7 protein-coding genes and 1 pseudogene are annotated in these 13,416 nt (G+C 74.8%); 2 read left to right on the top strand and 6 right to left on the bottom strand.

The features are described from left to right. Positions 1-94: pseudogene (locus ACFVHB_RS05685) on the top strand (ATP-binding protein); the annotation flags it as partial. Between the two features lie 92 nt (positions 95-186). Here the strand turns inward: ACFVHB_RS05685 and cimA are convergent. The 3 genes from cimA to ACFVHB_RS05670 all read right to left on the bottom strand — a co-directional run bounded on the left by cimA (position 187) and on the right by ACFVHB_RS05670 (position 4,627). Further along, positions 187-1,818, bottom strand: a complete 1,632-nt coding sequence (gene cimA / locus ACFVHB_RS05680) for a citramalate synthase (RefSeq protein ID WP_380315567.1) — start codon at positions 1,816-1,818, stop codon at positions 187-189. A gap of 374 nt (positions 1,819-2,192) precedes the next feature. Further along, on the bottom strand, positions 2,193-3,305 hold the full coding sequence (locus ACFVHB_RS05675; RefSeq protein WP_380315564.1) for a branched-chain amino acid aminotransferase: 1,113 nt from the start codon (positions 3,303-3,305) through the stop codon (positions 2,193-2,195). 284 nt (positions 3,306-3,589) lie between these two features. Beyond that, positions 3,590-4,627, bottom strand: coding sequence for a 3-isopropylmalate dehydrogenase (locus ACFVHB_RS05670; protein ID WP_380315561.1), 1,038 nt, complete (start codon positions 4,625-4,627; stop codon positions 3,590-3,592). A 338-nt stretch (positions 4,628-4,965) separates the two neighbouring features. Here ACFVHB_RS05670 and ACFVHB_RS05665 point away from each other — a divergent pair, with 338 nt between their 5' ends. Then, positions 4,966-7,446, top strand: coding sequence for a YfhO family protein (locus tag ACFVHB_RS05665; protein WP_380315558.1), 2,481 nt, complete (start codon positions 4,966-4,968; stop codon positions 7,444-7,446). Positions 7,447-7,526: 80 nt separating this feature from the next. Here the strand turns inward: ACFVHB_RS05665 and ACFVHB_RS05660 are convergent, their stop codons facing one another. From ACFVHB_RS05660 to serA, 3 genes are all read right to left on the bottom strand, one after another. Continuing rightward, positions 7,527-10,880: a S8 family serine peptidase gene (locus tag ACFVHB_RS05660; RefSeq protein WP_380315555.1), complete on the bottom strand. Its 3,354-nt coding sequence runs from the start codon at positions 10,878-10,880 to the stop codon at positions 7,527-7,529. A gap of 244 nt (positions 10,881-11,124) precedes the next feature. Continuing rightward, the gene (locus ACFVHB_RS05655; protein ID WP_380315553.1) at positions 11,125-11,286 is read right to left on the bottom strand and encodes a hypothetical protein; all 162 of its coding nucleotides are present in this window, start codon (positions 11,284-11,286) and stop codon (positions 11,125-11,127) included. 332 nt (positions 11,287-11,618) lie between these two features. Continuing rightward, on the bottom strand, positions 11,619-13,202 hold the full coding sequence (gene serA / locus ACFVHB_RS05650; protein WP_380315594.1) for a phosphoglycerate dehydrogenase: 1,584 nt from the start codon (positions 13,200-13,202) through the stop codon (positions 11,619-11,621). Between the last annotated feature and the right edge of the window lie 214 nt (positions 13,203-13,416).

Below are 13,416 nucleotides of genomic sequence, written 5' to 3'. Positions count from 1 at the left end.
CCCCGTCATCACCCTCGACGCCCGACGCCGCGACAGCGCCAAGAGCGCCCTCATCACCCTCGTCGAGCACGCCCTCCTCGCCCGCCTCCGCTAACGCGCCACACGGGCCGGACAACAGCGGCCCACGGGCTCCTGGGGGAGTCCGTGGGCCGTGGCGCGAGTCCGTGGGCCGTGGCGTTCCTCCCGCTACTCGGTCGGCTCCAGCCCCGCCCGGATCAGGCCGTAGGTGTACGCGTCCTCCAGGGCCAGCCAGGAGGCGGCGATCACGTTGTCGGCCACCCCGACGGTGGACCAGCTGCCGGTGCCGTCGGTGGACTCGATCAGCACCCGCGTCTTGGACCCGGTGCCGTGCTGGCCCTCCAGGATGCGGACCTTGTAGTCCACCAGCTCCAGCTTGGCCAGCTGCGGGTAGATCCGCTCCAGCGCCGTCCGCAGCGCCTGGTCGAGGGCGTTGACCGGACCGTTGCCCTCGCCGGTGGCGATGCGGCGCTCGCCCCTGGCCCAGAGCTTGACGGTCGCCTCGTTGCCGGTGAAGCCTCCCCCGGCCTCCGGCCGGGAGGACTCCCCCGGCCCCTGCTCGCTGATGGTCCGCCAGGACTCCAGGGTGTAGAAGCGCTCGCGCTTGCCGCGCACCTCGTCCCGGAGCAGCAGCTCGAAGGAGGCGTCGGCGGACTCGTAGGTGTAGCCGAGGTTCTCCTGCTCCTTGACCCGCGCGACCACCCGGCCGGCCAGGTCCCGGTCGGCGGAGAGGTCGTAGCCCAGCTCCTTGCCCTTGAGTTCGACCGAGGCGCGGCCGGCCATGTCGGAGACCAGCATCCGCATGGTGTTGCCGACGGTCTCCGGGTCGATGTGCTGGTACAGGTCCGGGTCGACCTTGATCGCGGAGGCGTGCAGGCCGGCCTTGTGCGCGAAGGCGGAGTAGCCGACGTACGGCTGGTGGGTGGAGGGGGCCAGGTTGACCAGCTCGGCGATGGCGTGCGAGATCCGGGTCATCTCGGCCAGGCTGCCGGGCGGCAGCACCCGGCGGTCGTACTTGATCTCCAGCGCGCCGACCACCGGGAACAGGTTGGCGTTGCCGACCCGCTCGCCGTAGCCGTTGGCGGTGCACTGGACGTGGGTGGCGCCGGCGTCCACCGCGGCCAGGGTGTTGGCCACCGCGCAGCCGGTGTCGTCCTGGGCGTGGATGCCGAGCCGGGCGCCGGTCGCGGCGAGCACCTCGGCGACGATCTCGCGGACGCCGCCCGGCAGCATCCCGCCGTTGGTGTCGCAGAGCACGACGACGTCGGCGCCGGCCTCGTGCGCGGCCCGCACCACGCTCAGCGCGTACGCGCGGTTGGCCTGGTAGCCGTCGAAGAAGTGCTCGCAGTCGATGAAGACCCGGCGGCCCTGCGAACGCAGGAACGCGACGCTGTCCCGGACCATCTCCAGGTTCTCGTCCAGGGTGGTGCGCAGCGCCAGCTCCACGTGCCGGTCGTGGGACTTGGCGACGAGGGTGATCACCGGTGCGCCGGAGTTGACCAGCGCGACCAGCTGCGGGTCGTCCGCGGCCTTCCCGCCGGCCCTCCGGGTGGCACCGAAGGCGACCAGCTGCGCGTGCTTGAGGTCGAGTTCGGCGGCGGCGCGGGCGAAGAACTCGGTGTCGCGCGGGTTGGCCCCGGGCCAGCCGCCCTCGATGAAGCCCACCCCGAACTCGTCCAGGTGCCGGGCGATGGCCAGCTTGTCGGCCACCGTCAGGTTGATGCCCTCCCGCTGCGCGCCGTCGCGCAGGGTGGTGTCGAACACGTGGAAGCTGTCGTCGGTTCGGCTGACCTCGGTCATGGCCCTGGGTACTCCGTTTCGGGGAGGATCGGTACTGCTCTGCCGGTTTCTCACTCCGGCTCCACTGTCCAGCATCCCGCGCGCGTCCCGGTGTCTCCGAGCTCCTTGTGGGGGCCCGGCCGGTCCGGGGGCTCCGTCCTGGGGCGGTGCCCAAAACGAAAAAGACCCCTCGCGGGTGCGAGAGGTCTGCGCGCGGGTCTGGACGCTGGTGGTCGCCTCCGCATCGGGTCCTGCGGAAGCGGTCACTGCGGACCGGCGCGCCTGCTGCTAATCATCAGCGAAAGCGAGGACACGCTGGCAGTCTGGCACATGCCCCGCCGCCCGGCCCGGCCGTCTCGGCATCCGAAACGGCGCAGGCCGGGGGCGGTGCGGAATCAGACGATCTTGTGCAGCCAGCCGTGGGTGTCGGCGGCCTGGCCGCCCTGGATGGCGAGCAGGGCCTGGCGCAGCTCCATGGTGACCGGGCCGGGCTCGCCGGTGCCGACGGTCCAGTCACCGCCGGCCGACTTGACCGAGCCGACCGGGGTGATGACGGCGGCGGTGCCACAGGCGAAGACCTCGGTGAGGGTGCCGTCGGCGTTGCCCTGCTTCCACTCGGCGGTGGAGATCCTGCGCTCCTCGACGGCGTAGCCGAGGTCGGCGGCCAGGCTCAGCAGCGAGTCGCGGGTGATGCCGGGCAGCAGCGCGCCGGAGAGCTCGGGGGTGACGATCTTCGCGTCCTTGCCCTCGCCGAAGACGAAGTAGAGGTTCATGCCGCCCATCTCCTCGATCCACCGGTGCTCGGCGGCGTCGAGCCAGACGACCTGGTCGCAGCCCTTGGCGGCGGCCTCGGCCTGGGCGACCAGGGAGGCGGCGTAGTTGCCGGCGCACTTGGCGGCACCGGTGCCGCCGGGCGCGGCGCGGACGTAGTCCTCGGAGAGCCAGACCGAGACCGGCTTGACGCCACCGGGGAAGTAGGCGCCGGCCGGCGAGGCGATGATCATGAAGAGGTAGGAGTTGGACGGGCGGACACCCAGGCCGACCTCGGTGGCGAACATGAACGGCCGCAGGTAGAGGCTCTGCTCCGGCTCGTTCGGGACCCAGTTCTGCTCCTGCTGGACCAGCAGCTCGACCGCCTCGACGAAGGTCTCGACCGGCAGCTCCGGCATCGCCAGGCGGCGGGCGGAGGCCTGGAAGCGGGCGGCGTTGGCCTCCGGGCGGAAGGTCGCGATGGAGCCGTCGGCCTGGCGGTAGGCCTTGAGGCCCTCGAAGATCGCCTGGCCGTAGTGGAGCGTCATGTTGGCCGGGTCCATCTCGATCGGCGCGTACGGCGCCAGCTGGGCGTCGTGCCAGCCCAGGCCCTCGGTCCAGCGGATGGTGACCATGTGGTCGGTGAAGACGCGCCCGAAGCCGGGGTTGGTCAGCCGTGCCTCGCGCTCCGCGTCGGACAGCGGGTGGGCGGAGGGCTTGAGGTCGAACGTGATGGGCGCCTGGGTGGGCGTGCTCATGGCTGTATGTCCTTCACCGTGGGGTAGGTCCGGGCCGCCTCCGTCGGGTGAACGTTTCGGCGATCGAACGCCGGAACGAACGCACGACGGCACGGCCCACTGTCGATACTCGCATCCAGAGGGCCGTGCCGAACAGTTGCCGGCTCCTTGGGGAGCTGCAAGCTGCGGTTATGCGGTCCGGCCCGTCGGCCGGAACACGTTGTGTCGGTTCCGGCCCGCCAGCCGGAGCACCACTCGTCGGTTCCGGCCCGCTAGCCGGAGCACCACTCGTTGGTTCCGGCCCGCTAGCCGGATACTCGGGCGGCGAGCGCGTCGCCGACCTGCGAGGTGGTCCGGGTGCCGGACCGCTCGGCCAGGTCCGCGGCGACCGCGGCCTCGACCTTGGCGGCCTCGGCGGCGAAGCCGAGGTGGTCCAGCAGCATGGCGACCGAGAGCACCGTGGCGGTCGGGTCGGCCTTGCCCTGGCCGGCGATGTCCGGCGCCGAGCCGTGCACGGGCTCGAACATCGACGGGAACTCGCCGCTCGGGTTGATGTTGCCGCTGGCCGCCAGGCCGATGCCGCCGGTGACGGCCGCGGCCAGGTCGGTCAGGATGTCGCCGAACAGGTTGTCGGTGACGATCACGTCGAACCGCTCGGGCTGGGTGACGAAGAAGATGGTCGCCGCGTCGACGTGCAGGTAGTCGGTGGTGACCTCGGGGAACTCCCGGCCGACCTGCTCGAAGATCCGGGTCCACAGGTGGCCCGCGTGGACCAGCACGTTGTTCTTGTGGACCAGGGTGAGCTTCTTGCGCGGGCGCGCCTGGGCCCGGCGGTAGGCGTCCCGGACGACCCGCTCGATGCCGTACGCGGTGTTGAGGCTGACCTCGGTGGCCACCTCGTGCTCGGTCCCGGTGCGCAGCGTGCCGCCGTTGCCGACGTACGGGCCCTCGGTGCCCTCGCGGACGACCACGAAGTCGATGGCCGGCTCGCCGGCCAGCGGGGACTTCACGCCGGGGAAGAGCCGGCCCGGCCGCAGGTTGATGTGGTGGTCGAAGGCGAACCGCAGCTTCAGCAGCAGCCCGCGCTCCAGCACGCCGGACGGCACGCTCGGGTCGCCGATGGCGCCGAGCAGGATCGCGTCGTGGGCCTTGAGCTCCGCCAGCACGCTGTCCGGCAGCGTCTCGCCGGTGCGGTGGTAGCGCCGGGCGCCGAGGTCGTACTCGGTGGTCTCCAGCTTCACGTCGGCGGGCAGCGCGGCGCCAAGGACCTTGAGGCCTTCGGCCACCACTTCCTGGCCGATGCCGTCACCGGGGACAACTGCGAGACGAATGGTGCGAGACATGGTCGGACCCTACTCCGGTGTCCCAGGGGCTGACACCTGGCGTCCACCATCCGGACGGAAGCCACCGCAGCCGATCCAAGTCCTCCGCGGCACGGCCGGACACCGGGGGGCGCGGCCAGTCGAGGTCGTCCTCGTCCATGGGGCCACGGTGCCAGTGGGGGCGGGGTGGATGCCAGACACGCCACTCCCACGAGGGAGCGCGTGCGCCGGAGTCCGCGCCGGGGGCGCGCTTATGCTCGCGGGCATCCGGATCCGGCATTGCTCGCAGAACGGGGCAGATCACCATGGGCGTGCGGTGGCGGGAGGTGCGGGTCTGCGGGGTGGGGGGAGGCGCGGGGATGGCGGCGTACGCGGTGGCGGCGGCGCTGCGCGGGGCGTGGCCGCCGGGGGCGGCGGACACGGCGGTTCCGTTCCACGCCCACCTGTGGGACCTCGCGCACGGGCGCTCCCCCGGCGACCTGCTGTTCAACTGGAACAGCGGGTACGGGGCGCCGTTCCTGGCCGACTTCTTCGCCCACCTCATGAACCCGTTCTCCTGGGCCACCGTCCTGCTGCCGCGCGACCAGGGGCAGTGCGCGGTGTTCCTGGTGGCCCTGTTCAGCATCGGCCTCGGCACCGCGCTGATGACCCACGCGCTGGGCCGGCTGCACGCCGGGCCGCACTGGCTGCGGGCGCTCGTCGCCGTCGGCTACGGGCTGTGCGCCTGGGTGCCGACCGTCGGCGGCGCCGCCCCGATGTGGCTCTGGGGCCTCGTCTCGCTGCCCCTGCTCGTCCTGGCCGGCGACTGGTGCCTGCACGAGCGGCGCTGGGCGACGGCCGCCCTGTGCGTCGCCGCCGCCTGGGCCGGCAACCTCTACACCGCGGCGATGGCCACCATCACGGCCGGCCTGGTCCTCGCCGTCCGGATGCTGGCCGTCCGACGGCCGTTCCGGGCCCTGGTCCGGGTGACCGGCCGGGCCGTCACCGCCGCCACCGCCGGAGTCCTGCTCGCCGCGCCCGTGCTGTTCGTCGCCGTCCGGGCCGCGCAGGAGGCCCAGCCGGAGTCCCCGGTGCAGCCGCTCGGCCCGTCCGGGCTCGGCGGCCACCTCGCCCGGCTGCTGCCCGGCACCCACGGCGGGCCGCCCGTCCCGGACGTCTCGATCGGCCTGCTCGGCCTGCTGCTGGTCGCCGGGCTGCCGTTCAACCGCCGGGTGCGGGCCCGCGAACGGATCGTCTGGTGCGGGCTGCTGGCGCTGGTGGTGCTCAGCTTCGTCTGGACGCCGACCGTCCTGGTCTGGCACGGCCTGGCGATCCCGGCCGGCGGCCCGTACCGGGTCGCCTTCGTGCTCAGCGGCCTGCTGGTACTGGCCGGCTGGGTCTCGCTGGCGCACCGGCCGGACACCGTGACCCTGGCCGGCGGGGCCGCCGTGGTGCTGGCGGTCGCCCTCGTCGCCGCCGGCCAGCGTTCGGTCCGGGCCTCCACCTGGGTGCTGCTCACCGTGGGGGGCGCCGTCCTGCTCGCCGCGCTGTGGACCCTGGAGCACCGGCACGCCGACCGCCGGGCCGGCGCCGCGGCGACCGCCGTTCTGGGCTGCGCGGTGTTCGGCGGCGCCGTCTGGTCCACCTACGCGGCGCTCGGTGCCCCGACCGCCGGCACGGTCGCCGGGGCCCCCGTCCGGGCCGGGTACGCCGTCCTGCGGCAGGCCGCCGAGTGGCCGCGCGCCCGCACCGACCCCGGCCCGCACGCCTTCACCCCGAACGACCCGCTGCTGCTCGACGGCCAGGGCGGCGGCTACTCCAGCGGCTACCTGCCCACCGTCACCGCGTATCTGCTGCACGACCTCGGCGCGGGCTGGACGGCCGGCGGCCGGCAGACCGCCGGCGCCACCGACCCGGTCGGGCAGGCGCTGTTCGCCGTCCACGCCCACCTCGACGACGGGCCGCCGCCGGACGGCTTCACGGCCGTCCGGGCCGCCGCGCCCCCGCTGGTCACCGTGCTGCGGCCGGGGGCGGGGACGGACACCTCCTCGGTCTGGTCCCGGCAGGAGTCGCTGCTCGGCGAGCGGGTGTACGACGTGCCCGGGCCCGTCCCGGCCGGCGGCCCGGCGCCCATCGCGCACGGCAGCAGCGGCTGGTCCGTGCCCGCCACCCCGGCCGGTACGGAGGGCACCGCGTTCACCGCGGCCTGCACGCCGGGCGGCACGGCGTACTTCCACGGGGTCTGGTTCAACGGCACGGTGAGCGGCCTCGGCACCACCTACCGCAGCGACGGCGCGCAGCCCACCACCGCGGTCCCGATCCACCGGCTCGGGGTGGTCCCCGCCGACGGCGTGGTCCGGGTGGTGCTGCGCGCGGACGCCGTCACCCAGGTGCCGGCCCGGCCGGTCGGCTGCCTGCGGCCCGGCGCGCTGGACGCCGCCGTCACCCGGCTCACCGCCACCGGCGCCACCCGGATCGGCGCCGGCGGCCACGGCCTCGCCGCCGACCTGCCGACGGGCAGCACCGGGACGGCCCTGCTCTCCGTCCCGGCCACCACCGGCTGGACCTGCTCGGCCGGCGGCGGGCCGTACGCGGCGCCGCGGTCCGTGCTGGGCATGATCGGCGTGCCGCTCGGCTCCGGCGCCGACCGGATCAACTGCTCCTTCCGGCCGCCCGGCCTCACCGAGGGCCTCACCCTGGCGCTCGCCTCGGCCGCCGCCACCGCCCTCGCCGCCGTCTTCGGCCGCCTCCGCCACCGGCCGACCCGCACCCCGCGCCGCCTCCGCCGCGCGGCCGCGGAGCGGGCCTGGCGGGAGGAGTGGCGGCCCCCGGGCGGCACGTGGGGGTGGAGGTCCCGCTAGGGCCTCCGCGATGAGGGCGCGGAACGGCACGGAGCCGCCGCCCCGGGCGGGGGCGGCGGCTCCTCGGGTGCGGGGCGGCGTCAGGGCAGGGTGAGGATCTCGCCCCGGTGGTCGTCGCGGTTGAAGTGGTGCAGCAACAGCAGCTTGGACCGGTCGGCGTCGGCGCGGTGGACGTCGAGGACGGTGCCCGGCGGGAGGGCGGCGGCCATCGCGGTGGGGCCGCCCGGGCCGGTGCGGATGTCCACGGCGGGGTGCAGCACGTCGACGGCGAGGGTGGGCCGGACGCCGCGCAGGCCGACCGCCGAGAAGGCCTCGGCCGGGTCGGGCTTGCCCGTGGTCGCGACGCCGGTCCAGAGGCCGTAGCGGACGGTGCTGTGGCCCGCCCTCACGCCCGGGAGGGCGGCGATCCGGACCGGCAGCACCAGCACGTCGCTGTCCAGCAGCGCCGTGTCGGTGTCGCCCCAGCGGGCGTTGAGCGGCTGGACGTCCAGCTCGGTGCCGGTCCGGGCGTCCAGCGTGCGGGCCACCAGGACGTCGCTGCCGCGCTGCCGGTCGGCCTTCACCAGGACGTCCGTCGTGCCGTCCCCGTCGGTGTCCAGCGAGGCCCGGACGCCGAAGACCCCCACCGGGGTGGTGGCGGGGGCCCAGACCTGGGCGGCGAGGTAGAGCATCCCCTGTCCGTCGGCGACGGCCGGGGCGTCCGAGGCGGCGCCGACCGCGCGCAGGTTGGCGGCCCGGTCGCCGGGGCGTTCGACGCAGACGTCCTGCGGGGCCTGCGGCTCGGTGCTGTCCTCGGGGACGATGCCCGCGCCGGGGCCGACCGCCGCACCGCTGTTCGGCGGGCAGTCGGGCCAGCGGGCGCCCTCGCCGCCGAGCGCGAAGGCGCTGAGCAGCCCGGGCCGTTCGGCCGGCGCGGGGGTGCCGCCGAGGGTGATCAGCGCGTTGGAGCGGCCGAGGCGGATCGGGCTGGCCGCGGTGAGGTCGGAGGCCGGCCGCGGGGCGGCCAGCACCGGGACCCGCAGCGCGGGCAGGTCCTGGTCCGGCTCGGGGGTGAGCAGCAGCCGGCCGGAGAGCTCGCCGCGGTAGCTGCGGGCCTTGCCGCCCTGGAGGGTGGCGATGGTCGGGTCGGGGGCGCGGCCGAGTTGCCCGGGGACGGCGAGCGTGATCCGGACCCGGGCGGTGCCGCCGGCCGGCACCTCGACCCGGTCGGGGGCGATCTCGTAGCGGGCGCCGGGGAGTTCGGTGGCGGCCGCGTAGCCGGTGCGGTACGTGACGGCCGTGCCGGAGAGGTTGCGGACCTCGACCTCGCGGGTGGCGGTGAACGCCCCGCCGACCGCGACCGGGCCGAAGGAGACGCCGACGCTGCCCTCGACCGCGCCCTCGCCGGCCGCGTAGGCCACGGCGGGGGTGCGGACGGCGGCGTCGACCCGGGCCCGTCCGGCGCCGGTGCGTTCGGGGCCGTAGACCGGGCCGGTGCCGCCGTCGCCGAGCCAGGTGTCCCCGGCCGTGTTCATCAGCGCGGCCTTGAGCTGCTCGACCGTCCAGTCGGGGTGGGCGGCGCGGACCAGGGCGGCCAGACCGGCCACGTGCGGGGTGGCCATCGAGGTGCCGTCCTCGCGCTGGCCCCCGCCGCCGCTGCCGGCCTTGGCGGACCAGATGGTCTCGCCGGGCGCGGCCAGGTCGGGCTTGACCACGCCGGGCACCCCGATGCCGCGCGAGGTGAAGTCGGTGAGGGTGTCGGTGCGTTGCGGCTGGTCCTGGGGGACGACGCCGTGCAGCGGGTTGCCGGGCACGGCGAGCCGGACGTCGACCGGGCCGGAGGCCGCGCCCTGGCGCAGCCGTTCGCCGTCGGCGTGGGCGAGCAGGGCGACCGGGATGCGGTCGTTGCCGGCGATCTCGGCGAGGTGGTCGTCGTCGGCGGCGAGCAGGGCGCCGACGGCGCCGGCGTCGGCGGCGTGGTCGGCGCGCGGGCCGGAGCCGCAGGCGCGTTCGGACTCGCGGGTGCGCCAGGCGAGTACGGCGATCTTGCCGGTGAGCCGTTGCCGGTCGGCCTCGGTGAAGGCGGCGCAGCCGTCGGACTGGTCGGCGGGCAGCGCGAGCCGGCCGCTCACCTCGGCGGTGGACCAGCCCTGGTAGCGGCCGCTCCAGTGGGCCGGGACGGTGGCGGCGAGCGGCTCGGGGGCGAGCACGGTGATGCCGTCGGCGTCGCTGTGCGGGTCGACGGAGGCGGCGACGGCGAGGGCCCGGGCGGCGGTGCCGGGGCTGCCGCCGATGCCGTAGACGTCGCCCTCGTTGCCGGCCGCGGCGACCACCACGGTGCCCAGGGCGGAGAGCCGGTCGACGGCGAGGGCGTCGGCGTCGTCGGGCGAGCCGAAGCGGCTGCCGAGCGAGAGGTTGACGACGTCGAGCCGGTCGCCGAGGTCGCCGTCGCCGTCCGGGTCGGCGGCGACGTCGAGGGCCTGGGCGAGCTGGTCGGTGGAGCCGTCGCAGCCGAACACCCGGATCGCGTAGAGCTGGGCGCCGGGTGCGGCGCCCGGGCCGACCTTGAAGCCGGCCGGGTCGAGGCCGGGCCGGTAGGGGCCGGTGTACGGGTGCCCGTCGGTGGTGACGCCGAGCCCGGCGGCGGTGCCGGCGACGTGCGTGCCGTGGCCGTTGAGCGCGCAGTCGATCGGGTTGTCGTCGGGGTGCGGGTCGGGCTGGTAGTTCGGGGCGGACGGGTCCGGGTTGTAGTCGTCGCCGACCAGGTCGCGGCCGCCCACCACCTTGGCGGTGGGGAAGACGCCGGCGGGCGCGGGCTTGGCGCCGTCGACCGCCTTGAACGCCTCCTCGGTACCGGGGCCGCCGAAGTCGGCGTGGGTGTAGTCGATGCCGCTGTCGATGACGCCGATCCGGACGCCCTGGCCGGTGTTGCCGCCGGCGTCGGCCGAGGCGCCGGCCCAGACCCGGGGCGCGCCGGTCAGCGGGACGGAGTGGGCGTTGTCCCGCTGCTTGCGGACGATCGGGTGGACGGCCCGGACGCCGGGCAGCGCGCGCAGGGCGGGCAGCCGGTCGGCGGGCACGGTGACGGCGAGGCCGGTGAGCAGGGTGCGGGTGCGGTAGAGCTCGCGGGCGGTGGGCGCCGCGCCGTGGACGGCGGCGGCCAGCCGGTCGAGCGCGTCGGAGGCCCGCGACCGCTGCCCGGCCCCGGCCTGCGCGGCCTCCCGGCGGACGGCCTCCGGGGAGCGCTGGGCCCGCCGCGCCTCGGCGGCCGCCCGCCGCCAGGCCGGTCCGGCGGCCTCGGTGGTGAGCTCCAGCAGGACGGAGGCCGGACGGTCGGGCGGAACCGTCGGCGGGCTTCCGGCCGCCGGGGCCGCGCCGAGCAGCGCGGGTCCGGTCAGCAGGGCGAAGGTGAGTCCGATCCGGGCGATCGGACGACGGACGGGTGGCTGACGCACTGGGCCCTCTCCCCCGGCGAGGGGGACTGATCCGCACGCCGTGTCGCTGACGCCCGCCCGCGCGGACGTCGATCACCCCTCCGGGGCCCCACTTATAGGAGACCTCGCCGGGGAGTGCGAGCAACGTCCCTCCAACGGGCGTCACTTGCACTCCGGTGGGTGACGGGCACTCAGTCCGTTCGGCCCATTCGGCGGATGAACGCCACCGCCCGGAGGCGGACCCGTAGGAAGGCCGGAGTGAGCATCAGAGGTGGCCGGTCACGCCGCCGTTGTCGCGGCGGTCCAGCGAGCGCTGCAGGGCGGCGGCCGCGAAGGGGTTCCGCTCGGTCGCGCGGCGGCGGCGCGGGGTGCGGGCGGGGGTGGCGGCGGGGGCGGGGGTGGCGTGACGGTCTGCGGTGGGGGGCATACCGGGCTCCTTGGATCGAATGCGTCGTGACGGCCACGAAGAGATCGTGACGGCGCACGGAAGAGGTGGGGAGAGAGGTACGCCGGGCGGGGATCGCCTGCCCTTCGGCGCGTACGGGCGCACACGGGCCGCACGCCCTGGCTACAGGGGCGGCACACCGTATGGCTCTTCCACGGTACGACCAGTGCCCTGCCGTGTCTGCACGAATACTTGGATTTCCTAGTATCTGAGACGGGACTCACCCGGAGGCACGCAGCAGGGCCCGGACCGCCGGTGGAAACCGGTGGTCCGGGCCCTGCTGGAAGAGCTGTCGCCGGGTGCTGCGGCCGCGCTCAGGCGCCCAGGTCGACCGAACGGGCGAAGCGGGCGCCGATCTCCGCGGCGATGGTGGACAGCACGTCCTGCGGGATCTGGCTGTCCACGGTGATGGAGGCCAGCGCGCCGCTGCCGTCACGGGCGACCTGCATGCCCGCGATGTTGATGCCGGCGTCGCCGAGGTGGCGGCCGAGGACGCCGACCACGCCCGGGCGGTCCTCGTACTTGAAGAACGCCATGTGGTCGGTGAGCGCGACGTCCACGTCGAAGGCGTCCACGCCGACGATCTTCTGGGTCTGCTTCGGCCCGGCCAGGGTGCCGGAGATGGCGATCTCGCCGCCGTCGGCCAGGGTGCCGCGGACGGTGATCACGTTGCGGTGCTCGGGGCTCTCGCTGGAGGTGGTCAGGCGCACCTCGACGCCGCGCTCCTGGGCGAACAGCGGGGCGTTGACGTAGGACACCGTCTCCGCCACCACGTCCTCGAACACGCCCTTGAGGGCGGACAGTTCGAGCACCTTGACGTCGTGCTGGGTGATCTCGCCGCGGACCTCGACGTCCAGCCGGACGGCCACCTCGCCGGCCAGCGCGGTGAAGATCCGGCCGAGCTTCTCCGCCAGCGGCAGGCCCGGGCGGACGTCCTCGGCGATCACGCCGCCCTGGACGTTGACCGCGTCCGGGACGAGCTCGCCGGCCAGCGCCAGGCGCACCGACTTGGCGACCGCGATGCCGGCCTTCTCCTGCGCCTCGTCGGTGGAGGCGCCCAGGTGCGGGGTGGCGACCACGTTGTCGAAGGCGAACAGCGGGGAGTCGGTGCACGGCTCCTTGGCGTAGACGTCCAGGCCGGCGCCGGCCACCCGGCCGTCGCGCAGGGCGCTGGCGAGCGCGGCCTCGTCCACGATGCCGCCGCGGGCGGCGTTGACGATGCGGACGGTCGGCTTGACCTTGTGCAGCGCCTCGTCGCCGATCAGGCCGATGGTCTCCGGGGTCTTCGGGAGGTGGACGGTGATGAAGTCCGAGACCTCCAGCAGCTCCTCCAGCGAGACCAGCTTGACCCCCATCTGCGCGGCGCGCGCGGCCTGGATGTAGGGGTCGTACGCGACGATCTTCATGCCGAAGGCGGACATCCGCTGGGCGACCAGCACGCCGATCCGGCCGAGGCCGACGACGCCGAGGGTCTTCTCGCTCAGCTCGACGCCGGTGTACTTGTTGCGCTTCCACTCGCCCTGCTTCAGCGCGGCGTTGGCGGGCGCGATGTTGCGGGCGACCGAGATCAGCAGGCCGCAGGCCAGCTCGGCGGCGGTGACGATGTTGGAGGTCGGCGCGTTGACGACCATGACGCCGGCCTTGGTGGCGGCGGACACGTCCACGTTGTCCAGGCCGACGCCGGCCCGGGCGACCACCTTGAGCTTGCGGGCGGCGGCCAGCGCCTCCGCGTCCACCTTGGTGGCGGACCGGATCAGGATGGCGTCCACGTCGGCGATCGCGGTCAGCAGCTCGGTGCGGTCGGCGCCGTTGCAGTGGCGGATCTCGAAATCGGGACCGAGGGCGTCGACGGTTGCGGGCGACAGCTCCTCGGCGATCAGAACGACGCCGGATTTCACAGTTGTAGCAGTGCTCACGACAGTGTGTCCTTAACTGTCCGGTTCTCCCCGGCACGAAGGTGGCGTGGACCCCGGGGGAAGGTGGCATGCCGCGTAGGTAGACGCACGACGCTGTGAGCCTGACGCGCACTCGGAAGTGTATCGACGGGCCGGGTGCCAGGCTGCTCCCGTCCGGCGAAATCACCCGGACGGGAGCAGCCTAGTTGTACAAGGG

The sequence above is a fragment of the Kitasatospora sp. NPDC127111 genome (genome assembly GCF_042677465.1).
Classification (GTDB): domain Bacteria; phylum Actinomycetota; class Actinomycetes; order Streptomycetales; family Streptomycetaceae; genus Kitasatospora.
This window is presented reverse-complemented; position numbering and strand designations above follow the sequence as displayed.